This window comes from Herbaspirillum sp. NPDC101397 (assembly GCF_044767325.1).
In the GTDB taxonomy this organism is placed as follows: domain Bacteria; phylum Pseudomonadota; class Gammaproteobacteria; order Burkholderiales; family Burkholderiaceae_D; genus Herbaspirillum.
This window is the reverse complement of record NZ_JBIWNS010000008.1, coordinates 40,305-61,794: the sequence shown is the minus strand read 5'-3', so window position 1 is coordinate 61,794 and position 21,490 is coordinate 40,305. Positions and strand designations below refer to the sequence as shown.

The 21,490-nt window shown below is 61.4% G+C and carries 24 protein-coding genes and 1 pseudogene; 9 read left to right on the top strand and 16 right to left on the bottom strand.

What is annotated here, in order from left to right; genetic code table 11:
* The first annotated feature begins 32 nt into the window (after positions 1 to 32).
* Positions 33 to 344: a hypothetical protein gene (locus ACIROW_RS19475; RefSeq protein ID WP_402278098.1), complete on the top strand. Its 312-nt coding sequence runs from the start codon at positions 33 to 35 to the stop codon at positions 342 to 344.
* A 109-nt stretch (positions 345 to 453) separates the two neighbouring features.
* Here the strand turns inward: ACIROW_RS19475 and ACIROW_RS19470 are convergent, their stop codons facing one another.
* On the bottom strand, positions 454 to 1,362 hold the full coding sequence (locus tag ACIROW_RS19470) for an NAD(P)-dependent oxidoreductase (protein WP_402278097.1): 909 nt from the start codon (positions 1,360 to 1,362) through the stop codon (positions 454 to 456).
* 56 nt (positions 1,363 to 1,418) lie between these two features.
* Positions 1,419 to 2,849 carry an aldehyde dehydrogenase family protein gene (locus ACIROW_RS19465; protein ID WP_402278096.1) on the bottom strand — a complete coding sequence of 477 codons (1,431 nt, stop codon included), beginning with the start codon at positions 2,847 to 2,849 and terminating at the stop codon, positions 1,419 to 1,421.
* A 363-nt stretch (positions 2,850 to 3,212) separates the two neighbouring features.
* Between ACIROW_RS19465 and ACIROW_RS19460 the strand changes: the two genes are divergently transcribed.
* Positions 3,213 to 4,418 carry an ABC transporter substrate-binding protein gene (locus ACIROW_RS19460; protein WP_402278095.1) on the top strand — a complete coding sequence of 402 codons (1,206 nt, stop codon included), beginning with the start codon at positions 3,213 to 3,215 and terminating at the stop codon, positions 4,416 to 4,418.
* A gap of 154 nt (positions 4,419 to 4,572) precedes the next feature.
* On the opposite strand, the gene ACIROW_RS19455 is transcribed toward ACIROW_RS19460, so the two are convergent.
* The 4 genes from ACIROW_RS19455 to ACIROW_RS19440 form a co-directional block, all read right to left on the bottom strand.
* On the bottom strand, positions 4,573 to 5,181 hold the full coding sequence (locus ACIROW_RS19455) for a thiamine pyrophosphate-dependent enzyme (protein ID WP_402278094.1): 609 nt from the start codon (positions 5,179 to 5,181) through the stop codon (positions 4,573 to 4,575).
* Positions 5,178 to 5,723, bottom strand: coding sequence for a phosphonopyruvate decarboxylase (locus ACIROW_RS19450; RefSeq protein ID WP_402278093.1), 546 nt, complete (start codon positions 5,721 to 5,723; stop codon positions 5,178 to 5,180). The genes ACIROW_RS19455 and ACIROW_RS19450 overlap by 4 nt, the downstream gene beginning before the upstream one ends.
* A gap of 140 nt (positions 5,724 to 5,863) precedes the next feature.
* Positions 5,864 to 6,796: a LysR substrate-binding domain-containing protein gene (locus ACIROW_RS19445; RefSeq protein WP_402278092.1), complete on the bottom strand. Its 933-nt coding sequence runs from the start codon at positions 6,794 to 6,796 to the stop codon at positions 5,864 to 5,866.
* 132 nt (positions 6,797 to 6,928) lie between these two features.
* Positions 6,929 to 7,750, bottom strand: a complete 822-nt coding sequence (locus ACIROW_RS19440; RefSeq protein WP_402278091.1) for a universal stress protein — start codon at positions 7,748 to 7,750, stop codon at positions 6,929 to 6,931.
* Between ACIROW_RS19440 and ACIROW_RS19435 the strand changes: the two genes are divergently transcribed.
* Together ACIROW_RS19435 and ACIROW_RS19430 are read left to right on the top strand one after the other, a co-directional pair.
* Positions 7,724 to 7,984, top strand: a complete 261-nt coding sequence (locus ACIROW_RS19435) for a hypothetical protein (protein WP_402278090.1) — start codon at positions 7,724 to 7,726, stop codon at positions 7,982 to 7,984. The two genes, ACIROW_RS19440 and ACIROW_RS19435, sit on opposite strands and share 27 nt — an antisense overlap.
* Positions 7,985 to 8,052: 68 nt before the next feature.
* Complete coding sequence (locus tag ACIROW_RS19430; protein ID WP_402278089.1) at positions 8,053 to 9,609, top strand: diguanylate cyclase; 1,557 nt, start codon at positions 8,053 to 8,055, stop codon at positions 9,607 to 9,609.
* Positions 9,610 to 9,684: 75 nt separating this feature from the next.
* Here the strand turns inward: ACIROW_RS19430 and sbcB are convergent, their stop codons facing one another.
* The 4 genes from sbcB to ACIROW_RS19410 form a co-directional block, all read right to left on the bottom strand.
* Entirely contained in the window at positions 9,685 to 11,127 is a 1,443-nt protein-coding gene (sbcB, locus tag ACIROW_RS19425; RefSeq protein ID WP_402278334.1) for an exodeoxyribonuclease I, read from the bottom strand.
* Positions 11,128 to 11,233: 106 nt separating this feature from the next.
* A complete protein-coding gene (locus ACIROW_RS19420; protein WP_402278088.1) occupies positions 11,234 to 11,785 on the bottom strand; it encodes a hypothetical protein in 552 nt (183 codons plus the stop codon).
* 255 nt (positions 11,786 to 12,040) lie between these two features.
* A complete protein-coding gene (locus ACIROW_RS19415) occupies positions 12,041 to 12,586 on the bottom strand; it encodes a DUF3828 domain-containing protein (RefSeq protein WP_402278087.1) in 546 nt (181 codons plus the stop codon).
* A 137-nt stretch (positions 12,587 to 12,723) separates the two neighbouring features.
* On the bottom strand, positions 12,724 to 13,026 hold the full coding sequence (locus tag ACIROW_RS19410) for an antibiotic biosynthesis monooxygenase family protein (protein WP_402278086.1): 303 nt from the start codon (positions 13,024 to 13,026) through the stop codon (positions 12,724 to 12,726).
* A gap of 349 nt (positions 13,027 to 13,375) precedes the next feature.
* Here ACIROW_RS19410 and ACIROW_RS19405 point away from each other — a divergent pair, with 349 nt between their 5' ends.
* The 3 genes from ACIROW_RS19405 (at position 13,376) to ACIROW_RS19395 (ending at position 16,286) form a co-directional block, all read left to right on the top strand.
* Positions 13,376 to 14,674 carry a solute carrier family 23 protein gene (locus tag ACIROW_RS19405; RefSeq protein WP_402278085.1) on the top strand — a complete coding sequence of 433 codons (1,299 nt, stop codon included), beginning with the start codon at positions 13,376 to 13,378 and terminating at the stop codon, positions 14,672 to 14,674.
* A gap of 255 nt (positions 14,675 to 14,929) precedes the next feature.
* The gene (locus tag ACIROW_RS19400; protein ID WP_402278084.1) at positions 14,930 to 15,169 is read left to right on the top strand and encodes a hypothetical protein; all 240 of its coding nucleotides are present in this window, start codon (positions 14,930 to 14,932) and stop codon (positions 15,167 to 15,169) included.
* A 103-nt stretch (positions 15,170 to 15,272) separates the two neighbouring features.
* A complete protein-coding gene (locus tag ACIROW_RS19395) occupies positions 15,273 to 16,286 on the top strand; it encodes a transporter (RefSeq protein ID WP_402278083.1) in 1,014 nt (337 codons plus the stop codon).
* 15 nt (positions 16,287 to 16,301) lie between these two features.
* On the opposite strand, the gene ACIROW_RS19390 is transcribed toward ACIROW_RS19395, so the two are convergent.
* The 5 genes and pseudogenes from ACIROW_RS19390 to ACIROW_RS19370 all read right to left on the bottom strand — a co-directional run bounded on the left by ACIROW_RS19390 (position 16,302) and on the right by ACIROW_RS19370 (position 19,725).
* Positions 16,302 to 16,568, bottom strand: coding sequence for a hypothetical protein (locus ACIROW_RS19390; RefSeq protein WP_402278341.1), 267 nt, complete (start codon positions 16,566 to 16,568; stop codon positions 16,302 to 16,304).
* Positions 16,569 to 16,623: 55 nt separating this feature from the next.
* Positions 16,624 to 16,770: pseudogene (locus ACIROW_RS19385) on the bottom strand (hypothetical protein); the annotation flags it as partial.
* A 274-nt stretch (positions 16,771 to 17,044) separates the two neighbouring features.
* Positions 17,045 to 17,554: a DUF1993 family protein gene (locus ACIROW_RS19380; RefSeq protein ID WP_402278082.1), complete on the bottom strand. Its 510-nt coding sequence runs from the start codon at positions 17,552 to 17,554 to the stop codon at positions 17,045 to 17,047.
* Positions 17,555 to 17,607: 53 nt separating this feature from the next.
* Positions 17,608 to 17,907, bottom strand: a complete 300-nt coding sequence (locus ACIROW_RS19375; protein WP_402278081.1) for a hypothetical protein — start codon at positions 17,905 to 17,907, stop codon at positions 17,608 to 17,610.
* Between the two features lie 63 nt (positions 17,908 to 17,970).
* Positions 17,971 to 19,725 carry a glutamine--tRNA ligase/YqeY domain fusion protein gene (locus ACIROW_RS19370; protein WP_116434876.1) on the bottom strand — a complete coding sequence of 585 codons (1,755 nt, stop codon included), beginning with the start codon at positions 19,723 to 19,725 and terminating at the stop codon, positions 17,971 to 17,973.
* A 202-nt stretch (positions 19,726 to 19,927) separates the two neighbouring features.
* On the opposite strand from ACIROW_RS19370, the gene ACIROW_RS19365 reads away from it, so the two are divergent.
* The gene (locus ACIROW_RS19365; RefSeq protein ID WP_016836593.1) at positions 19,928 to 20,080 is read left to right on the top strand and encodes a hypothetical protein; all 153 of its coding nucleotides are present in this window, start codon (positions 19,928 to 19,930) and stop codon (positions 20,078 to 20,080) included.
* A 114-nt stretch (positions 20,081 to 20,194) separates the two neighbouring features.
* A complete protein-coding gene (locus ACIROW_RS19360; RefSeq protein WP_402278080.1) occupies positions 20,195 to 20,659 on the top strand; it encodes a DUF2269 family protein in 465 nt (154 codons plus the stop codon).
* 33 nt (positions 20,660 to 20,692) lie between these two features.
* On the opposite strand, the gene ACIROW_RS19355 is transcribed toward ACIROW_RS19360, so the two are convergent.
* Positions 20,693 to 21,490: a LytR/AlgR family response regulator transcription factor gene (locus ACIROW_RS19355; RefSeq protein WP_402278079.1), complete on the bottom strand. Its 798-nt coding sequence runs from the start codon at positions 21,488 to 21,490 to the stop codon at positions 20,693 to 20,695.

Here is a 21,490-nt window from a genome sequence, read left to right as displayed (position 1 = left end):
CATCCCTCGCAGACACAAGAACGGAGCTTACAATGAGCGGCAACAACGGTGGCACCAACAACGAAATTTCCCTGAGCTATTGCATCGCGAACTACGCGGTTACCCTCGACATCCTCGCCATTCTCGTGCGGAAGAACTACCTGACGCGCGACGATGCGCTGGAATCGGTTCAGCGTGCGCGCAAGCTGGCGAACCTTTCGAACGGCTTTCCCGGCGAGCAGGATTATTTGTCCGCCGCCAAGGAATGCATGGAGCTGATCGACCAGGTGTTCAAGACCGATACCTCCAATCTGGCCTTCGTCGGCAAGGGCCGCAGCGCCGGCGCGCAGGACCAGGCGCAGTAACTTACCGTCTTCCGCAATGAAAAGCGGCAGCAGGGCATGATCGAAATGCCTTGCTGCCGCTTTTTGCCGTCCTTTTTTTCTTGGCGACTACTTGGCGACTACTTGGTGATTACTTGGCCAGCCGCGCCTTCGGCGTGTTCGACAGGTCGCATAGCACATCCACCATCGCCGAGAAATCGTTGCCGCCGAAGCCGCGCGCACGCGCCGTGCTGAACGCTTCGCGCGCCGCTGCACCGATCGGCATCGGCGACTTGGCCGAGTTGGCGGCGCTGACGATCAGCGTCAGGTCCTTGTGCGCCAGGTCGATGGTGAAGCCCGGCGCGATGTCGCCCTTGAGCACCTTGTCCGGCCACGCAATCTTGAGCTGGCCGTTGGTGGCGGTGGTGCCGTATATGACGTCGAGGGTCTTTTCCAATGACAGGCCGAAGCGTTGCGACAGCGTCAGCGCTTCCGCGTTGAGCTGGCACGAAACAACCGCCAGGTAGTTATTGACCAGCTTGGTGCGGGTACCGGTGCCGACCGCGCCGCAATGATGGATGGTAGTGCCCATCGCCTGCAGCAGCGGCAACACCTTGTTGAAATCGGCCTCCGTGCCACCCACCATGAACAGCGATTCGCCGCGATCGGCGTGACTCGCCAGGCGACCCACCGGCGCATCCACGAAGGACTTGCCGCCGGCCAGCGCGGCTGCCGCCAGTTCATCGGTGGCTTCCGGTTCGACCGTGCTCATGTCCATCACAATGGCGCCCTTGCGCGCATGTGCCAGCACGCCGTCGGCGCCGCTGACGGCTTCCAGCACCACGGCCGTGTTGGGCAGCATGGTGACGATGACGTCGAGGTCGCGCGAGGCTTCGGCGATGCTGCCGGCGGCCTTGGCGCCCAATTTGACCAATGCGCCGACGGCGTCGGCGTTGATGTCGAACACTGTCAGCGCGAAGCCCTTGCGCTGCAGGTTGGACGCCATGCCCAGTCCCATGCGGCCGAGGCCGACGAAACCGACGGTAAGGTTGTTGCTCATGCTTGTCTCCTTATGGTTTTTTGTTTTCTATTTGTCGTTTGCTGAATGTTGTCGCCTTACACGCTCAGGTATGAGGTCTTGACGATGGTATAGAAATCGATCGCATACGTGCCTTGTTCACGCGGTCCGTAGCTCGATCCTTTGCGGCCGCCGAACGGGACATGGTAGTCGAGGCCGGCGGTGGCCAGGTTAAGCATGGTGAGGCCGGCTTCGGCGTTGGCCTGGAAGTGGCGCGCGTGCTTTTGCGAGGTGGTGCAGATGCCGGCCGACAGTCCGAAGGCGGTGTCGTTGGCCAGGTGCAGCGCTTCGTCGTAGTCCTTGGCGCGGATCACGGCGGCGACCGGACCGAACACTTCTTCGCGGTTGATGCGCATGTCGTTGGAGGTCTCGGTGAACAGCGTCGGCGACAGGTAATGTCCCGGCGTCGCGCGTTGCAACAGCTCGCCCTTGACCACGGCGCGCGCGCCTTCGGCGATGCCGACGTCGATGTAGCGCAAGTCTTGTTCCAGCTGGCGGCGGTCGACTACCGGACCGACCTGGGTACCGGCCTTCAGTGCATTGTCGGTGACGATCTTGCCGAGCCGTTCGGCGACGGCGGCGACGAAGCGGTCATGGATGCCGGTCGTGACGATCAGGCGGCTCGACGCCGTGCAGCGCTGGCCGGTCTGGAAGAAGGAGCCGTCGACGGCGCAATTGACGGCGGTGTCGAAGTCGGCGTCGTCCAGCACCACCAGTGGATTCTTGCCGCCCATTTCCGCCTGCACGCGAATCATGCGTTGGGTCGCGCGCTGCACGATCTGGCCGCCGGTCTTGACCGAGCCGGTGAAGGTGACGGCATCCACGCCAGCCAGAATGGCGTCGCCGACCACCGCACCGGCGCCGTGCACCAGGTTGATCACGCCGGCCGGCACTCCGGCGCGGGCGATGATGTCGACCAGCGCGGTGGCGCTGGCCGGGGTCAGTTCAGATGGCTTGAAGACCACGGTGTTGCCGAAGGCCAGCGCCGGCGCGATCTTCCATGCCGGAATCGCCACTGGAAAATTCCACGGCGTGATGACGCCGATCACGCCGACCGGATCGCGCGTGATTTCGACTTCGATGCCGGGCCGCACCGAGGCCAGCTTTTCGCCGCGGATGCGCACCACCTCGCTGGCGAAGAAACGGAAGATGTTGGCCGCGCGCGCCACTTCGCCGATGCCTTCGGCGCGGGTCTTGCCTTCTTCGCGGGCCAGCAGTTCACCCAATTCTTCCTTGCGGGAAAACAATTCATTGGCGACCGTGCTGAGGATGTCCGAACGCAATTGCACCGTGTTGCGCGACCAGCCCGGCAGCGCCTGCCGCGCTGCAGCAACGGCGTCGGCGGTTTGCGCCGCACTGGCGTGCAGGGCGACGCCGACGACTTCATTGGTATCCGACGGATTGATGTTGTCGTGGCGCTCGGTACCTGCGACCCACTCGCCGGCGATCAGGTTCTTGTACTCGATCATGGTCAGCCTTCTGTAAAGAGAAATGCGGTAAAGAAAATTGCGGAATTGCGGAAGAAGCATGCGGCGGCGCAACGAAGAAAAAACGACCTCCGCACCGATGGCAGACGCCAGCATTGCACGGGCGAAACGCCGCCGTCCAATACCTGATTGTGATCGCGCCATTACGTTTCTGCATGCGGCGTCCTTCCATAGCAATCGGGAATGAGCCGATCACAATCAGGTATTAGACATGGCGTGTCGGTCGCGTTAAGTTTTCTGCGCCGACGGATGGAATGCAGCCATCCGAAATCGACCCCGGGACTGAACGCCATGGAGATCCTCATGTGTTCACCTGCGGCCATACCAATGATAATGGAGAAGACAATGCGCATGAGATTGACAGCACTGGCGGCGGCGATCGCCGCCGGCATGATGATGGCGCCGGCAGGCGCGGCATTTGCCGCGGGCGACACCATCAGGATAGGTTTCATCACCGACATTTCCGGCGTGTACGCCGACATCGACGGTCCGGGCGGCGTGGAAGCGATCAAGATGGCGATCGCCGACGCCGGCGGCAGCGTCAACGGCAAGAAGATCGAACTGTCCGTCATCGATCACCAGAACAAGGCCGACATCGCCGCCACCCGTGCGCGCGAATGGTATGACGCCGGTTACGACCTGGTCATCGGCGGCACCAATTCTTCCGCCAGCCTGGCCATCGCCAAGATCGCGGCGGAGAAGAAGCGCGTCTTCATTTCTTCCGGCAGCGGCACCACGCGCCTGACCAACGAAGAGTGCAACGCCTACACCGTGCAATACACCTACGACACCATGTCGGTGGCGCGCGGCACCGGCACGGCGATGGTCAAGCAGGGCGGCAAGACCTGGTATTTCCTGACGGCCGACGTGGCGTTCGGCAATTCGCTGGAGAAGGACACCGCCGACACCGTGCGCGCCAACGGCGGCACCGTGCTGGGTGCGGTCAAGCATCCGCTCGGCGCCAGCGATTTTTCGTCCTTCCTGCTGCAGGCGCAGGCTTCCAAGGCGCAGGTGCTGGGTCTGTCGACCGGTGGCACCGACCTGATCAATGCGATCAAGGGCGCCTCGGAATTCGGCGTGTCCAAGACCATGAAGCTGGCCGGCATTTTGATGTTCATCAGCGACATCCATTCGCTCGGTTTGCAGCAGACCCAGGGTTTGTATTTCACCGACGGTTACTACTGGGATCGCACCGATGAATCGCGCGCCTGGTCGCAGCGCTTCTTCGCCAAGACTAAGCGCATGCCAAGCTCGCTGCAGGCCGGCGACGCCTCCGCCACGTCGACTTACCTGAAGGCGGTCAAGGCCACCGGCGGCACCGATCCGGACAAGATCATGGCTTACCTGCGCGAGAACAAGATCAATGACTTCTTCGCCACCAACGGTGTGATCCGTCCGGACGGCCGCATGGTGCACGATATGTTCCTGATGCAAGTGAAGGCCCCGGCGGACTCCAAATATCCATGGGATTACGCCAAGGTGGTGCAGACGATCCCGGGCGATGCGGCTTACATGAGCAAGGCGGAATCGAAGTGTAGTCTGTGGAAATAAAATGTAGATAGATCGAAGCAGTGGTTGCAGAAAACGTCCGCCGTGTGCGGACGTTTTTATTTGCTGTCGCGATTGCTCATTGTTGCAATAGCCATGGCAGTCGCCATAAAAAAACCCGCCGGAGAAGGCGGGTTGAACGCACAGCTGAAAAATTTTATACCGGACCGAAACCGAGTGCTTCGCGGAAGCGGTTCTTGGTGTAGACGCCGTCGCGGGTCGGCAGCGCGCGCGGCAATTCGTCGGCTTGCACGAACACTTGCGCCAGCAGCGCGCCGGAACGTGCGTTGATGTCGGCGGCCAGCGACGGCAGCTGCTCCAGCGTGTTGATCGTGACCACCTTGCCGATGCCGCAACCGCGCGCCACTGCCGCCAGGTCGGTGCCGAGGCTGGTGTGGCTGCGCTGCATGCCGGTTTCGCCGAAGTGTCCGTTGTCGATCACGATGATGTTGAGATTGGACGGTTTTTGTGCGCCGATGGTGGCGAGCGCGCCGATGCCCATCAGTTGTTCGCCGTCGCCGGTGATGACCAGTACGGTGCGCTTGGGTTGCGCCAGTGCCAGTCCGAGGCCGACCGCAGCGGCGCCGCCCATCGCGCCCCACAGGTAGAAATTCTCGGGGCGGTCGCCGGCGGCGTAGACGTCATACGTTGCTGAGCCGAGGCCGGTGATGACCAGCGCATCCGGGCAGGCCGCGATCAATTGCTTGACGAAGGCGCGGCGGTCGATGTGTGCAGTGCGTTGATTCGCTTGATTCTGCTGGCTCATTTTCCCTCCCATTTTTTCTTGCCGATCAGGCGTTGGCCGAGCAGCACGCAGACGGCTTCACCACCTTCGAACGCGGCGTCGAAACCGGCCGACACCGTGGCCGCGACTTCTTCCGGGCGGTCGGCGCGCAGCACCGTGATGCCCATCAGTTCGATGGCGGCCTGAGTGGCCTTGCCCATCGGCGATTGCCATTGATTGAATTCGGCCCATTCGCCGCGCATGGTGATGATGGCGAGGAAAGGGAAACGGCAATTGTTCACCAGCGAGAACATGTTGATGCAGTTGCCGACGCCGCTGCTTTGCATCAGCAGCACTGCGCGCTCGCCGCCGAGCCAGGCGCCGCATACGCTGGCGACGCCTTCTTCTTCGGTGGTCAGCACGATGGGGTGCATGCCGGGTTCTTCGTGGACGCGATTGATCACGTGCGAGTGGCCGGCATCGGGCACATAGGCCACCTGGCTGACGCCGCCGTTCTTGAGGATGGAAAAGATATCTTCGCGCCAGGCGTAGAGGTCGTTTTGGGCGCTGCCAGGACTGTTCATGTTTGCTATTCCCCGTTCATTGAGCTTGGATGGGAATAGTAGGGCGCGCCCCGCGCAGGCGTCCAATGCTGAAATTTGTTCGGTCAATCAGTTTTCAGCATAGCTCTCGCGAACGTCCGGATGAGACGTTCGCGAGCAGATCAGTTTGCCAGCCAGGTAGCGCCGGGCCAGTTGTCCTGGGCCAGCATTTCCTTGATCAGTGCGCGCAGTTCGGTGACCGCGCAGCGCACCGCAATCGACGAACGTCGCGTCAGCGGCAGCGCCAGCACGATCTTGCGCTGCAGGGTCGGACTGGAGATCGGCGCCACGCTCAGGCGTCCGGCGGCGACGTCGTCGAACACCGCGACGCCGGGCAGGATGGTGTAGCCGAGGCCGCTGAAGACGAGATTTTTTTGCACGTTCATGGCGTTGGTTTCGGCGACCACGTTGAGGTCGATCTCGGCCAGCGCACAAGCCTTGTCGACCAGCAGTCGCAAGCCGTGCGGCTGGCTCGGCAGGATCAGCGGCAACTCGGCGACGTAACGCAGGGCGGCGACGCCGTCGACGGCCGGATTCTTGCCGGGGAGGGAAACCAAGTAGAGGCTTTCGTCGAGCAGCGGTTGCACTTCCAGCACCGAGGAAGGTTTGGGATCGTAGAGCAGCGCCACGTCGACGGCGCCGTCTTCCAGCCACTGTTGCAAGTGGCCGGCGTAAGCGACGGAAATGTTGACGATCAGTTGCGGATACAGCGCACGCAGCCGCGTGATCAGGCGCGCGGCCAGCAGGTCGGTGGTGCTAGGCAGCAGGCCGACGGTGATGTTGCCGGTGACCATGCCGGGCTCCGGCACGATCTCGGCCTTGGCAAGATCGAGCTCATGCAGCGCGCGCTTGGCGTGCGTCGCCAGAATCTGGCCGGCGTCGGTCAGTTCCATGCCGCGGCTGCCGCGTTCGAACAGGGTGGTGCCGATGTCTTCTTCCAGCATGCGCAACTGGCGCGACACGGCGGGCTGGACGATGTGGAGCAACTCCGCTGCGCGCGTGACGCTGCCGGTTTCGGCAATGGCGAGCAGGGCGCGCAATTGTTTGACGTTCAAATGGCCTCCTTGATTTGCTGCGGCCATTGAGGCCGGGCTTATTCTCATGCGTCTGAAGCGCATTGGTCCCGGCGAGTTTAGCACCACTGCAGCCGGCACAGGGAGTGGCGCTCCCTGTGCCGGCCACCGGTTTTAGTGTGAGAACAGCACCGGCAAGGTCATGCAATTGAGGATGGTTTTGGTGACGCCGCCCAGCAGCACCTCGCGGAAGCGGGTGTGGCCGTAGCCGCCCATTACGAGCAGGTCTGCGCCGGTGTCGGCGGCGAGCGAGAGCAGCGCATTGCCGACGTCCATGTCGGTGGGCTGCTGCCGCACGCTGACCTTGACGCCATGGCGCGCAAGGAAAAGGGCAATGTCCGCGCCGGGTTCCTGGCCATGGACGTCATATTGCTGTTCGGGATTGAACAGCACCACGTCGACATTGCGGGCGCGCCGCAGGAACGGCAGCGCGTTGGTGACTGCGCGGGTGGCTTCCATGCTGCCGTCCCAGGCCACCAGGATGTTGGTGCCGATCTTGTCGAACGCGCCGGCGTACGGAATCGTCAGGACCGGGCGCGCGGTATTGAGCATCACGTATTCCGGCAGGTCGTAGACGTCGCTCGAATCGCGCTCGTCCGGATCGGTCTGGCTCAGCACCACCAGGTCGGCGTAACGCGCCTGCAGAACCAGTGCGCCGGCCGGGTCGTCTTCGCCAAGGCGGCGTTCGAACGAAACGCCTTCACGGCGCGCTGCTTCTTCAAACTTCTGCAGGTCGCTCTGTGCGCGCTCGCGCAAGGAGTCGATGACGCCACCGATGAAGACCACGCCGTCGGGATAAATGAAACGGGAAATGCCAGTCATCGCTGCGCCCGCCAAGTGTGCTTCGTGGCTCGCGGCCAGTTGTGCGGCCAGGCGGATGCGCGCCGCGGCATGCCGGGATTGATCGACATGGACGAGTATGGTTTTGTAAGTCATGAGTTCACCTTGGAGTCGGAAGGCAGGAAAACTGATGCACGACGGCCATCAGCACTTGTCGCCAACATAGCACTGCGGTTGCCGGGCCCTTTTGATGTACGTCAAGCAGAACCGCGTCGCGGCAACAACCCTGTTGCTGAATTTGTCGCCGGGCAAAAGATGAAAAAGATGCAGAAAAGAAACGCGTTGCAGAAAAATCAAAAAAAGATGCGTAGTATGTGCTTGTTGACCTAAGTCATGGCGCGACGAGCTGCATTCGCTAGCATGGAGATCACCCGAGTCCTCTTGCCAATGCGCCGACCATGCTCCAGACCAAACAATCCTCCGTCTTTTTTCTGGCCAAGGCCGTGATCGTGCTGGCCTGCGGCCTGCTCGTCGCTCTCGCCGCCGTTACCGACTGGCGCGGGCGAATACAGCAACTGAAAGAGGCTGAAGCCACCAGTCGCAACATTTCGCTGGCATTGGCGCGGCACGCTGAAGATACCTTCAGGCAAGCCGATACGACCCTGATTTTCCTGGCCGAACGATTGGAGCATGATGAGCGCAATCCGTCTTCGCTGTACAAACTGGAAACGCTATTGGCCCGGCAGGCAGTCGAATTGCCGCAACTTCACGGCTTGTTTGCCATCGGCCGCGACGGCGAGTGGCTGATTAATTCGCGTCAATTCAAGTCGGGCAACGTCAACAGCGTCGACCGCGAATACTTTCTTTATCATCGTCAGCACGCCGAGTTGACGCCCCACATCAGCATGCCGGTGCAGAGCCGCGCCAACGGTGAATGGATCATCACCATCTCGCGCCGCGTGAATGCCGCCGACGGCAGCTTCAACGGCGTCGTCATGGCAGCGATACGGATAGCCTATTTCAGCAAGTTTTACGAGAGCTTCGATATCGGCAGCGCCGGTGCGCTGATCCTCGCCAGCAATCGCGGCGTTTTGCTGGTACGGCGACCGTTGTTGAACGATTCGATCGGGAAGAGCCTGGCGAACGCGGCGGTATTCCGGGACCATGCAGCCCTCCATGCCAACGGCGTCGCACGCATTCGCTCCGCGCAGGACGGCATCATTCGCATCAACAGTTATCGTCACTTGGAACGCTATCCGCTGTTCGTTGCGGCCGCGTTGTCCGAGCAGGAAGTACTGGCCGGATGGCGTGCGGACGTAACGCTGCATGTCAGCGGCCTGGTGCTGCTGCTGGCGTTGCTCGGCTGGCTGGGAAGCCGCCTGCTGAAGCAGATCGGTTTGCGGGTGGACGCTGAGAACGAAGCCAACCGGGTGCGCGAGCATGTCGAATACCTGAACCGGACGCTGCAGAATCTCGCCATGAAGGACGGCCTCACCAGCCTTGCCAATCGTCGCTGCTTCGACGAAGAGATCGCGCGGGCCTTGCGCCGCTGTGCACGCGACCAGACTGCGTTGGCGTTGATCATGTTCGACGTCGATTTTTTCAAACGCTATAACGATACCTATGGCCATCTCGCCGGCGACGAATGCTTGCGCCAGTTGTCGCAGGCGGTGCTCCAGGCGCAAAAACGCGAGGGTGACCTGGCTGCGCGTTACGGCGGCGAAGAGTTGGTGCTGCTGCTGCCCGATTGCGACGGCGCCGATGCTGCGGTCATCGCGGAAGCAACCCTGGCGCGCGTACGCGCCTTGCAGATTTCACATCAGGGAAATCCTTGCGGGATCGTGACGGTCAGTGCTGGTGTCGCGGTCCTGAGCACGGTCAGCGAAGGGGATACTGCCGAACTGTTGATCGGCAAGGCGGACAAAGCCTTGTATCAGGCAAAATCGAGTGGCCGCGACCGGGTATGCGTCGACAGCCCTGCGGGCAGCGTTGCGCTGGCCTATGCGGCGGGTTGACATGGTGCGCGGCGCTGATCGCCGGCTATGTTGGAACGCCTTTCCTACCCATTGGTGAACTGCGTTCCTCTCGCCTCAGCTGCGCTCGGGTGCAATCATTTCGGCGTAGTCGTACAACGCGCCGAGAATTTCCTCGCCGCGTTCGTCGACCGACTCCGACAACTGGTCGATTTCCTCGAACAGGCCGTCCAGCGTCCGGGCGCCGCCTGCACCGTTGAACAGACGCGCGGCGCGATGATCTTCCCAGCGCTGGATTTCTTCCGGCGACAGGGTCTCGGGGAAATTGCGCGCGCGGTAGCGGAACAGTAATTCTTCCAGCCGTGCATCGTCGAAGCTGGTCTTCGCCTGTGACTGCGCCAGTTCCAGCGGCGTCAGTGCGCGCAGTTGCGTGAGCTGCCGGCGGTCGTTGTTGCCGACGAAGCCGCCGTAGAGATCTTCATCGACATCGCTTGGCGCTTCTTTCGGACGCTGGAACACCTTGGCCCAGATCGCACCCATCTCCGGCAATTCCGCGGCCGCCTTGGCGTTCTGCAAGGCCGCGTCGATGTCGAGGTTGAATTCGGCAGCGCGGTGCGGCGTCAGCGTCTTCAGGCTGGCGATCACCATCGGCGACTTGTTCAGGTGGATGGTCTTGACCGGCAGGCGCGTGACGCCTTCGGGCAGGTCGTCGGTCTTGCTGAACATGCGCATGCGGATCGTGTCGGCGTCGAGGCCGGCGAGTTCGCGCGGATCGCGGCTGAGGTCCCAGGCGATCACTTCATTCTTGTTGGTCGGGTGCGTGCCGAGCGGCCACATCACGGCGAGGCAGCCTTGCGCGGCGGGGAACATGCCGGACACGTGCAGGAAGGGTTTGGCCAGCGGCAGGCCGAGTTCGGCGGCGACGCGATCCTTCTTGTGCAGCGCCAGGCAGAAGTCGAACAGGCGCGGCTGCTTGTCCCGTATCAGGCGGGCGAAGGCGATCGTCGCGCGTACGTCGGACAGGGCATCGTGCGCCGCTTCGTGCAACAGGCCGTTGGCCTTGCTCAGGTGTTCCAGCTTGAAGCTGGGCGTGACGCCGTCTTCCTTCTTCGGCCATTCGATGCCTTCGGGGCGCAGTGCGTAAGTCGTGCGCACGACGTCGAGCAAGTCCCAGCGGCCGCAGCCGTTTTGCCACTCGCGCGCATACGGATCGATCAGGTTGCGCCAGAACATGAAACGCGTGATTTCATCGTCGAAGCGGATGGTGTTGTAGCCGACGCCGATGGTGCCCGGTTCGGACATGGCCTGTTCGATCTGCGCCGCGAACTGGTACTCGGGGATGCCGCGCTCAAGACAGACTTGCGGCGTGATGCCGGTGATCAGGCAGGACTGCGGATCGGGCACGAAGTCGGGCGCCGGCTTGCAGTAGATCATGATCGGATCGCCGATTTCGTTGAGCTCGGCGTCGGTGCGGATGGCGGCGAACTGGGCGGGACGATCGCGGCGCGCCTGGGCGCCGAAGGTTTCGTAGTCGTGCCAGAGGAAGGTGTGATTGGACATCGTGACGGTACAGTGACGGTTCGGTGGTTGCAGCACGGAGGCGCCGGCAGGGCCGGCAAAACTTTCCGCGATTCTAACCGATAGAACCTGTCACCCGGCCGGAGCGTTACTGGACGATGCGCCGTTCGTTCTTGTTAAGGATGCCTTGCAGGGTCTTTTGCAGGTCGCCGGTATGGACGGTGGCTGTATTGCCTCCGCCGTATTCGATGTTGTCGATGACCCAGCCGCGCGCGTCGCGCGTGAGGATGACGCGGTCATTCGACTTGAACGGAGCCTGCAGCTTGGCGTCGCTGTAGATCAGTTCGACCGTGCAGACGCCGCTGCTGTCGGCGCTGCTCTGGCTGATCTCGCAGCGCAGCAGTCGATACGTCGAGGCGCCCTTGGGATGGGTGGTGAACAGGTCGCCGTCGACCAGCGGCGGAGTCTGGTTGTCGGTCTGGGCCAAGTGAGCTTCTTCCGCCACCGAGACGTCCTTGAGCAGATCGAACAGCGGCACCGACAGGAAGTGGCGGAAGGTGATCAGTTCCTTCAGCGATAACGCACCGACGGGGCGATTCGACTGGTGGGTCTGGTAGAAACTGTTGACCAGATCCTTGGCCTCCTGCTCGCGGCTGGCGCTGCACGCGGTCGTCGCCAGGGCGACAACCACGATCATCATTTGCCTCATCATTGTGCCGAATTGCTTCACGATCGTTCTCTCCCCGGCGATGGCGGCGCGGGAGATTGCCCGCACGGCAAAGCCATTGCTGTGTTGTCATGTTGTCAGCTTCCCCGTTTTTTCCTCGGGGAAATGCAGCCAGCATGATAAATCAAACGTCGGACTTTGCGTGTACGTCGCAGCCGTCTGCAGGGATGTTATCGGAAGCGGCGGCGCATTTCTTCAATGTCGCCGGCAGGAGATAAAACCGGCACTTCAGTTGAATTCGTTGATGATGCTGCTGAGGGTGTCGGTGAGATATTCGCGCTGCGACGACTGGTCGCTGCCGAGGAATTCGATGTCGTCGATGCGCCATTGCTTGTCTTCCCTGACCAGCATCAGCTTGTCTTTCCACTTTTCTTCATCTCCTCCGTTGCCGCCCTTGTAGGTGAACCTGACCTGGCAGGCGGCGTGCGCGTCGTCGCTTTCGCAACTGTCGACCTTGAAGGTGGAGGCGCCTTCGAACAGCGAAGTGAACAAGTCGCCGTCCACCAGCGGCGGCACCGGATCGGTGGCGGCAGCGTGGTATTTGATTTCGGTTTCGGAGGCTTGGCTCAGCAGCTTGAACAGCGCCTGCGAGACGAACGGCTGCAACTGTTTCAGCTCGTCCGCGCTCGGGATGCCCGGACTGTGCGTCTTCAGGTGCTGCTGGTAAAAGCCGGAAATCACCTTCTCCTGCAAGTGCGTATCGTCCGGCGGTTCGCCGCAGCCGGCCGCGAGGGCGACCGCCGACAAGGCGGCGAGGCGGGTAAGAATCTTCATGCGCGTGGTCCGGGTATATCGATGTGGAGGTGCAATGTCATTAGTCGGTTAGGTCGGGCAATCGGCATTGCGTTCCCGGTGTTTGCACATTGCGGCAGGATCGCCTGCCGCAATGACAACTTAGCTTGAAGGCGTATTTACTTCGAGCCGCTCAGCAGCGCAAAGTGTTCGACAGTCGGTGCGCCGGCGAAGAACGGGCCGACGATGCCGCGCCATTCGGTGAAGGCAGGCGATTCACGAAAGTCGACGGTATGGTTTTCCAGTGTCGCCCATTGCACCATCAGGAGGTAGCGTTCCGGCGATTCGATGCCCTTTTGCACCTGATGGCCGAGATAGCCCTTGGCCTTGGCGATGGTCTGTGCGACGCCGCGTTGGATGGCTTCGTCGAATTCAGCCTGTTTGCCCGGTTGGATGCGGATGTCGGCAAGTTCCAGAATCATTGTTGTCTCCGTTTGAGCGTGTAATTGAAAGTAAGTGCGTGGTGAAGCGGGGCTTGATTATTACATTTTCCCGCGAGCATCGCGTGAGCACGGTCGCGCGACGGCTGAAAAACTTTCACGCCGGTGCGGCCAAATTGGGGCAGTGCCGGTCCACGGCGGGGAATTCTGCACCGGGACAACGCAAGCCCGGCCGGACGCGCGTTTTTTTTGCGTTTTTCGCTGGTTTAAGGCTCCGGGGCAATTGTCATTTGGACGTTGCGTCAATACACTAGCGGTCATTCCATAACAAGGCGCATCACGGCTTTCAGCCAGTGAACGACCGATAACAACTTCACTCGGAAGGAAATTCATGGCGGGTTCATATTTCCCACAATGGCGTGTGCGCAGCGGCACGTCGGATGGACAAGGACAGGTCATCGCGGCCGACGAACGCCTGCCGATGCCGCAAACGGTCGCCATGGGCGTGCAGCACGTGGTGGCGATGTTCGGTTCGACCGTGCTGGCGCCGCTGCTGATGGGCTTCGATCCCAATCTGGCGATTCTGATGTCGGGCGTCGGCACCTTGCTGTTCTTCTTGCTGGTGGGCGGTCGCGTGCCGAGCTATCTCGGTTCCAGCTTCGCCTTCATCGGCCTGGTGATCGCCGTCACCGGCTATGCCGGACAAGGTCCGAACACCAACCTCGGCGTCGCGCTCGGCGGCATCGTTGCCTGCGGCGTGGTGTATACGCTGATCGGTTTCCTGGTCGGTATCGTCGGCACGCGCTGGATCGAAACCCTGATGCCGCCGGTGGTGACCGGTTCGGTGGTCGCGGTGATCGGCCTGAACCTGGCGCCGATCGCGGTCAAGGGCGTGACCGGCAACAACTTCGACGCCTGGATGGCGCTCGGCACGGTGTTGTGCGTGGGCCTGGTGGCTGTCTTCACGCGCGGCATGATGCAGCGTCTGCTGATTCTGATCGGTCTGCTGCTGGCATACGTGATCTACGCGATCCTGACCAACGGCGCCGGCCTCGGTAAACCGATCGATTTCAGCGCCGTCGCCAACGCCGCATGGTTCGGCATCCCGGGCTTCGCAGCGCCGGTGTTCAAGGCGGAAGCCATGGCCTTGCTGGCTCCGGTCGCGATCATCCTGGTGGCGGAAAACCTTGGCCACATCAAGGCGGTCAGCGCCATGACCGGGCAGAACCTCGACAAGTACATGGGACGCGCCTTCATCGGCGACGGCCTGGCGACTATCCTGTCGGGCAGCGTCGGCGGCACCGGCGTGACCACGTACGCAGAGAACATCGGCGTGATGGCGGTGACCAAGATTTATTCGACGCTGGTGTTCGTGGTGGCGGCGGTGATTGCGATCGTGCTGGGCTTCTCGCCCAAGTTCGGCGCGGTGATCCTGACGATTCCGGGCGCGGTGCTGGGCGGCGTGTCGATCGTGGTGTTCGGCCTGATCACCGTATCGGGCGCGCGCATCTGGGTCGAGAACAAAGTCGACTTCTCCAACAATACCAACCTGATCGTGGCAGCGGTGACGCTGGTGCTGGGCGCGGGCGACTTCACGCTGAAACTGGGCGGCTTCGCGCTGGGCGGCATCGGTACCGCCACGTTCGGTGCGATCATCTTGTATGCCTTGCTGAGAAAACGCGGCGCATAAAGTTGTCGAAATTAAAACGCGGCCTGACGGTCGCGTTTTTACATGCAAAGTTTTACCGATTCAATCTTCGCGAACTTGTCACGTGGTTGCCAAGGACTTGCCAGATTTCCATTGAGCAATGTTCGTGAACTTACTATACTCACGCGTGGCAATTGCTTTGCATCGGAACAGGACCGGGAAGGGGACTGCGATGCGCCAGAAGGAATTGCCTCTTGCCGGCCGCGGCTTATCACTCAAAAAACAGGAACACGCCGTATGAAGATCTCTCTGACACATTCCCTCGCGTTGTTGTGCGTCGCCGCTGCTCCCTTGCTGTCAGGGTGTGATGCGTTGGCGGGCAAGAAAGATTACGCTTATTTCCGCAAGCATCTGGATGAAGCCAAATCGATTTCCGACCAATGCCAGATGAACGGCACCTCCGGCATGTCCAAGGCGCAGATGTCGCAATGCGACGCCGCCCGCGATGCTTACGCCAACCGTAACTACAACTACTAATCGTTCAGAATCGGGCCGCGCGCCTCCATGGCGCCGGCCTTGTCACAAAATTGTCAAAGTCGGCCGGTAGAATCCAGCGTTTTCACGTCGATAGCGCCGCGCCATGCACAATCCCCCGGATACGCCCCAGGCCCTGCACCTGCTGTACGAGCCAGCGGGCTTCATTTGCGCGTTCCGTTTCGACGAGGGCCGCGCCACCCAATTGAAGTGGCATGAAGTCATGGCGCGCAAGATTGCGGCGCCGGCGTTCAGCTGGTTGCACGTCAAGACCGCCGACGTCAAGGTCCGTCACTGGATGGAAACCAGCGACGACATTCCCGAGCACATCGCGGAATTCCTGCTCAGCAGCGACACACACCCCTGCCTGCACACCACCGCCAACGGCGCCTACGGAACGTTGGCCGACCTCAAGATGGAAATCGGCGACACCGGCACCGAAAAGGGCGCACTGCACTTTTTCCTCGACGGCAACCGTCTGCTGACCTTGCGCACGCAGCCGCTGTGTTCGACCAACATGCTGCGCCAGAAGGTGCTCGACGGCGCGCTGTTCGACAACCCGATGGAATTGTTTGCCGAGCTGTTGCGTTGCCTGGCGGACGGCTTTGATGCACGCGTGGCCTCGCTCAACGACAAGGTGGACGACATCGAAGAGTCGGTGCTGTCGGACCGTCGGCCGGAAGACCGCAGCGAACTCAGTGCGATTCGTCGCCAGCTGGCGGAATTGCGGCGTCACATCACGCCGGAGCGGCGCCTGCTGAATCAGCTCAATCGTCTGCGTCCGGCCTGGGTGCCAACCGCCGCGCTGGAAGAACTCAACCACGCGCTCGATGAGCTCAATGAACTGCACCTGACGCTGGAGGCGCTGTATGAGCGCGCCAAGTTGCTGCAGGAAGAAATCGCCTCGCAGATGTCCGAACAGATGAACCGCAATCTGATGGCCTTGTCGATCCTGACCGCGCTGCTGATGCCGGCGACGCTGGTGTCGGGCATTTTCGGGATGAACGTCGCGGGTTTGCCAGGCCTGCACGATGAGGCCTCGTTCATGATGGTGATGTGGGTGATGATGGGATTGGGTGTCGCCACGGTTGCTTTGCTGAAGTGGCTGAAAATCTGGTGATCGCGGATCGTTTCGTCAAATAATATTCATCACATTCGACCCGATTGCGAAGAAATGCACAAAGCGTAGTGATGCGCTTTGTGCGATCCAACCGGCTGATTGCCGGTTGACGAGGCCAGGATCAGCAATTTCCTTTTTTTGCCTGCCCTGGTGGGCAATGATAGCGAGGGCCGTCATGACGATCATCGTGGTCATGTTCGCGATGACGTTCTTCACCCCGGCGCCAGCCACCGCGATGCAGCTCCCATCCGCGTGGTCCTTCACGCCATTCAGGGCGGTCATATTCATAGCCGCGGCGCATGCGTTCCCAGTGCCCCTGCACCCATACATGGCGATGGCCATTCCAGTTCCAGTACCCCGGCGCCCATATATAACCGCCGCGTGGCGGAGGGGCCGCTTCATAGCGAGGCGGGGGAGGCGGTGTGCCGATATTGATGTTGACGCTGACTTGTGCCGCGGCCTGACCGGGCAAGAGCACCGTCATGCAGCTGAGGGCGAGTGCGGATGCGTATAAGAAGCGTTTCATGTGGTGACTCTTTTCGATTTTGGGACAATCGCACTATACCGAGAATTCTTCGCTCGCCAACGGATAATGCATTTGATTACATTTGAAATTGCTTCAGCGGAAGTTTGGCTCGGTACCAGAAGCACCTGTCAAAAAAAATCCTTCCGCAAATAACGACGGAAGGATCTTCAATACGCTCTGTGCCATTCAATTTGATCGCCCGCGATGAACCGCGGGCGCTTCCTGCTGACGATCAGTAAGTGCCGATGTAATCGCTCTTGCCGACTTCGACGCCGTTGTGACGGAAGATGTCGTAAGCGGTAGTGACGTGGAACAGGAAGTGCTGGATGCCGTAATGCAGCAGGTAGGCTTCGCCGGTGAAGCGCTTTTCTTTCGGCGTACCGGGACGCAGCACGATTTCACGATCGGCGGCGCCGTCGAACTGTTCCGGCTTGAGGGCTTCGATGAAGGCCAGGGTCTTGTCCAGACGCGCTTGCAGATCGGCGAAGCTGGCTTCGTTGTCTTCGTACGGCGGCACTTCGACATTGGCCAGACGCGCCGGCACGCCCTTGGCGAAATCGGCGGCGATCTGCACCTGGCGGGTCAGGTTCAGCATGTCGGGAAACAGGCGCGCCTTGAGGAAGGCGTCGGCGTCGATGTTCTTTGCGGTGGCATGCGCTTCCGCCTTGGCGAGGATGCCTTTGAGGCTGTTGAGGCCTTGCTTGAAGACGGGTACCGAAGCGTTGTAATAAGAGATGGTCATGTTGCTGTCCTTTGGTGGAGTTGCCTGCATGCGCACCTGCGCATGTCCGGGTTTTATTTTGTATAACTGAGATTGAGCGGACGGAATTTCGAATACAGCCACAGGCCGCAGGCGAACAGCGTGCCGAGGAAGCCGGTGAAGATCAGCGCCATCATGATGCCGACGAACGGCGAGGCGATCAGGCCCATCAGGCCGGTCAGGTGCTGGCCGTTCCAGACGATGGTTTCGGCGCCGAAGAAGGCGAACAAACCCATCAGGATGGCCAGCGGCACCATCGAGAAGGTGGAGGCCACGAACAGGATCTTGTACACCGTGCCGAACGAGAAGCGCTGGATTTGCAATGTTTCAAACATCGTGGACTCGCAAAAAAATGCCGGCGTCCCGGGATGCCGGCGGGAACAATATTATTGGAATGATTATTTGGCGACCCAGCTGTCCTTGAGCGTGACGGCGCGGTTGAATACCGGCTTGCCGGCAACCGAGTCGACGCGGTCGGCGACGAAATAGCCGTGGCGTTCGAACTGGTAGATTGCGCCGGCTTCGGCGGTCTTCAGCGTCGACTCCAGATAGGCGGTGATGACTTCCTTGGAAGACGGGTTCAGCGCCAGCTTGAAGTCCTTGCCGCCGGCGTCCGGATGGGCGTCGGTGAAGAGGCGATCGTACAGGCGCACTTCAGCTTCCAGCGCATGGTCGGCGCTGACCCAGTGCAGGTTGCCCTTGACCTTGTAGTTGGCGCTGCCGGGCGTGCCGCTCTTGCTGTCTTCGAAGTAGTTGCAATGCACGGCGATGACGTTGCCGTCGGCATCCTTGTCGCAGCCGGTGCACTCGACCACATAGCCGTAGCGCAGGCGCACCTTGTTGCCGGGGAAAAGACGGAAGTAGCCCTTGGTCGGGACTTCCATGAAGTCTTCCTTCTCGATCCACAGATTCTTGGTGATCGGGAACAGGCGGTGCTCGCTGTCATGCAGCGGATGCGCCGGCGGGTAGACCGGGGCGCTGCATTCGACGCTCTGGCCTTCCGGGAAATTGTCGATGATCAGTTTGAGCGGACGCAGCACGGCGACGGCGCGCGGCGCCTTCGGGTCGAGGTCGTCGCGCAGCGCGCCTTCGAGGATGCTGTAGTCGATCCAGCTGTTGTTCTTGGACGCGCCGGTGCGGTCGCACATCAGGCGGATCGCTTCAGGCGTGTACCCGCGACGGCGCAGGCCGACGATGGTGGGCATGCGCGGATCGTCCCAGCCGCTGACGATGTGCTCATCGACCAGTTGCTTGAGCTTGCGCTTGCTGGTGATGATGTAGGTCAGGTTCAGGCGTGCGAATTCGTATTGATGCGGCAGCGGCTTCTTGAAGAAACCTTCTTCGGCCAGGCGTTCCAGCACCCAGTCGTAGAACGGGCGCTGGTCTTCGAACTCCAGCGTACAGATCGAATGGGTGATGCTTTCCAGCGCGTCTTCGATCGGATGCGCGTAGCTGTACATCGGGTACACACACCACTTGTCGCCGGTGTTGTGATGGGTGGCGTGGCGGATGCGATAGATGGCCGGATCGCGCAGATTCATGTTGGGGCTGGCCATGTCGATCTTGGCGCGCAGGATCAGCGTGCCGTCGGCGTGCTTGCCGTCACGCATTTCTTCGAACAGGCGCAGCGATTCATCGGCCGGGCGGTTGCGCCATGGCGAGTCGGTCCCGGGTTCGGTCAGCGTGCCGCGGGTTTCGCGCATCTGTTCGGCGTTTTGCTCATCGACGTAGGCCAGACCCTTGCGGATCAGCGCTTGCGCGCCGGCGTACATGACGTCGAAGTAATTGCTGGCGTAGTACAGGTGCGGCTGACCGCTGTGGTCCCAGTCGAAGCCCAGCCATTTGACCGAGTCGATGATGGTGTCGACGTACTCCTGGTCTTCCTTCTCCGGATTGGTGTCGTCGAAGCGCAGGTGGCAGCGGCCGTTGTAGTCGCGCGCCAGGCCGAAGTTCAGGCAGATCGACTTGGCGTGGCCGATGTGCAGGTAGCCGTTCGGCTCGGGTGGAAAGCGGGTCACTACCTGCGGCAGGGCCTGACCCTGCTTGTCGCTGCGTTCGGCATACGTGCCGGAAACCAGGTCGGCTTCGATGATGCCGCGCAGGAAATTGGTGGATGGTGCTGGAGTGTGACCGTTTTTCAGTTCGTTGCTCATGGACGCTTTGTGGGGAGACATATAGGTATAGGCAGACATTTTACCGCAGCAAGCGGTGTTGACGGGGTTTTGCGGCGCATTGAAAGCGCTTCCCGCAGGCACACGCCGGGAAATAATTGATTACACCTGATACGGATGCGAATTACCTGCCGTTTTCCTTTGCTGGCAAGCTGTGCTCATCGTCAAGTCCAAGGAGGACGTCATGAAGAAGCTGCTCAAACTCGCCATTGCCGGCATATTGGTCGCCACCTCGCTGTCGGCCTGCATCGTGGTCCCGGTCGGCCCGCCCCACGGCGGTGGTTATTACCGCCATGGGCCGTATTACGGTGGCGGCGGTTATTACGGCGGTCGCTGATCGCCGGCTGCCATTCGCTCCGCGCGGGCGGCGTTTCGTCGCATCGCGCTGTTTTCTTCTTCCGCCGCCGCAGATACTGGAATCCTGATTTGATTGGATCAACAGGAGAATTCCATGTCTGTCGGCTTGCTCAAGACCCTGCATCTGCTGGGCGTCGTGCTGTTTCTCGGCAATATCATCGTCACCGCCTTCTGGAAGGTAATGGCCGATCGCACCCGCGATCTGGCCGTGATCCGCTTCGCCGTGCGCGCGACCAACTGGGCGGATGTGTTCTTCACGTTCGGCGGCGTGCTGTTGCTGGCCGCGGCCGGGCGGGCGCTGGCGGCGCAAACCGGCATACCGGAGCTGCCCTGGCTGCGTTGGTCATATGGCTTGTTTGCGGCGACCGGATTGCTGTGGGTGGGTGTGCTGATTCCCTTGCAACGGGCGCAGGCGAAGCTGCTGGCGCCGTTGCTGCGCGATGCCGAGATTCCTGCGCGCTATTGGCGTCTGGCGCTGGCATGGGCGGTGGCCGGCACGCTGGCGACGCTGCTGCCGCTCGGAACAGCGTGGCTGATGACGGTCAAGCCGTCGCTGTGAATTGTCCGTTGTAAATTGTCGCTTGTCGCCGGCCTACATCTGCCGGAACAGGTGCGCAAACAGGCGGCTGACGGCCAGCATCTCGGGCCGCTTGCGCAGTTTCAATGACAGCTTGCCGGCGTCGTCGCGTTGTGCGGCGGCGACTTCGGCAATCTGCACGATGGTGCCGCGATGCACCTGCCAGAAACGCTCGGGGTCGAGTTGCGGGATCAATTCCCTGAGGCTGGTGCGGATCAGCGCTTCGCCGTCGGCGGTGACGACGTTGACGTATTTGTCGGTGGCTTCGAAATACACCACGTCGTCGACCGGAATCAGCCTGATCTGGTTGCCGACGGCGGCGCGAATCATGCGCAGGCGCTCCTGCACCGCGGGTATTCCCGGCGCCAGGCTGCGCAACTGCGCCAATACCTTTTCCAGTCCCTGATCATTCTTATCCTTCAGCCGCGTCTGCAAGCGTGCCACCGAGAGCGCCAGGCGTTCGTCGTTGGCCGGCTTGAGCACGTAGTCGATCGCCGCCTGCTCAAAGGCCTGGATTGCATAATCATCGTAGGCGGTCACAAACACCAGCAAGGGGAACGGGCGCTTGTCCGGCCATTCGTCGGCCAGTTCGCGCGCCGCCTCGAGGCCGCTCTGGCCGGGCATCCTGATGTCGAGGAAAAGGACGTCGGGTTGCAGCGCCAGCGCCTGCGCGACGGCCGCCATGCCGTTGGGCGCGATGCCGGCAATCTCCAGCCCGGGCCACAATCGTTGCAACTGCGCGGACAGGGCATCGGCGAGCAGGGCTTCATCTTCGGCAATCAGTGCGCGGACAGGTGGCGACGTAGCTGGCAT

What these genes read in the sequence shown, in the direction of transcription:
- ACIROW_RS19415 (WP_402278087.1), bottom strand. Translation starts at nt 12,586, where the DNA reads ATGAAGATTCTTACCCGCCTCGCCGCCTTGTCGGCGGTCGCCCTCGCG.
- ACIROW_RS19465 (WP_402278096.1), bottom strand. Translation starts at nt 2,849, where the DNA reads ATGATCGAGTACAAGAACCTGATCGCCGGCGAGTGGGTCGCAGGTACC.
- ACIROW_RS19430 (WP_402278089.1), top strand. Translation starts at nt 8,053, where the DNA reads ATGCTCCAGACCAAACAATCCTCCGTCTTTTTTCTGGCCAAGGCCGTG.
- ACIROW_RS19365 (WP_016836593.1), top strand. Translation starts at nt 19,928, where the DNA reads ATGAAGAAGCTGCTCAAACTCGCCATTGCCGGCATATTGGTCGCCACC.
- ACIROW_RS19360 (WP_402278080.1), top strand. Translation starts at nt 20,195, where the DNA reads ATGTCTGTCGGCTTGCTCAAGACCCTGCATCTGCTGGGCGTCGTGCTG.
- ACIROW_RS19450 (WP_402278093.1), bottom strand. Translation starts at nt 5,723, where the DNA reads ATGAACAGTCCTGGCAGCGCCCAAAACGACCTCTACGCCTGGCGCGAA.
- ACIROW_RS19370 (WP_116434876.1), bottom strand. Translation starts at nt 19,725, where the DNA reads ATGAGCAACGAACTGAAAAACGGTCACACTCCAGCACCATCCACCAAT.
- ACIROW_RS19395 (WP_402278083.1), top strand. Translation starts at nt 15,273, where the DNA reads ATGCACAATCCCCCGGATACGCCCCAGGCCCTGCACCTGCTGTACGAG.
- ACIROW_RS19400 (WP_402278084.1), top strand. Translation starts at nt 14,930, where the DNA reads ATGAAGATCTCTCTGACACATTCCCTCGCGTTGTTGTGCGTCGCCGCT.
- ACIROW_RS19440 (WP_402278091.1), bottom strand. Translation starts at nt 7,750, where the DNA reads ATGACTTACAAAACCATACTCGTCCATGTCGATCAATCCCGGCATGCC.
- ACIROW_RS19410 (WP_402278086.1), bottom strand. Translation starts at nt 13,026, where the DNA reads ATGATTCTGGAACTTGCCGACATCCGCATCCAACCGGGCAAACAGGCT.
- ACIROW_RS19475 (WP_402278098.1), top strand. Translation starts at nt 33, where the DNA reads ATGAGCGGCAACAACGGTGGCACCAACAACGAAATTTCCCTGAGCTAT.
- ACIROW_RS19435 (WP_402278090.1), top strand. Translation starts at nt 7,724, where the DNA reads ATGGACGAGTATGGTTTTGTAAGTCATGAGTTCACCTTGGAGTCGGAA.
- ACIROW_RS19420 (WP_402278088.1), bottom strand. Translation starts at nt 11,785, where the DNA reads ATGATGATCGTGGTTGTCGCCCTGGCGACGACCGCGTGCAGCGCCAGC.
- ACIROW_RS19375 (WP_402278081.1), bottom strand. Translation starts at nt 17,907, where the DNA reads ATGTTTGAAACATTGCAAATCCAGCGCTTCTCGTTCGGCACGGTGTAC.
- ACIROW_RS19405 (WP_402278085.1), top strand. Translation starts at nt 13,376, where the DNA reads ATGGCGGGTTCATATTTCCCACAATGGCGTGTGCGCAGCGGCACGTCG.
- ACIROW_RS19355 (WP_402278079.1), bottom strand. Translation starts at nt 21,490, where the DNA reads ATGCCAGCTACGTCGCCACCTGTCCGCGCACTGATTGCCGAAGATGAA.
- ACIROW_RS19460 (WP_402278095.1), top strand. Translation starts at nt 3,213, where the DNA reads ATGCGCATGAGATTGACAGCACTGGCGGCGGCGATCGCCGCCGGCATG.
- sbcB (WP_402278334.1), bottom strand. Translation starts at nt 11,127, where the DNA reads ATGTCCAATCACACCTTCCTCTGGCACGACTACGAAACCTTCGGCGCC.
- ACIROW_RS19390 (WP_402278341.1), bottom strand. Translation starts at nt 16,568, where the DNA reads ATGACCGCCCTGAATGGCGTGAAGGACCACGCGGATGGGAGCTGCATC.
- ACIROW_RS19470 (WP_402278097.1), bottom strand. Translation starts at nt 1,362, where the DNA reads ATGAGCAACAACCTTACCGTCGGTTTCGTCGGCCTCGGCCGCATGGGA.
- ACIROW_RS19380 (WP_402278082.1), bottom strand. Translation starts at nt 17,554, where the DNA reads ATGACCATCTCTTATTACAACGCTTCGGTACCCGTCTTCAAGCAAGGC.
- ACIROW_RS19455 (WP_402278094.1), bottom strand. Translation starts at nt 5,181, where the DNA reads ATGAGCCAGCAGAATCAAGCGAATCAACGCACTGCACACATCGACCGC.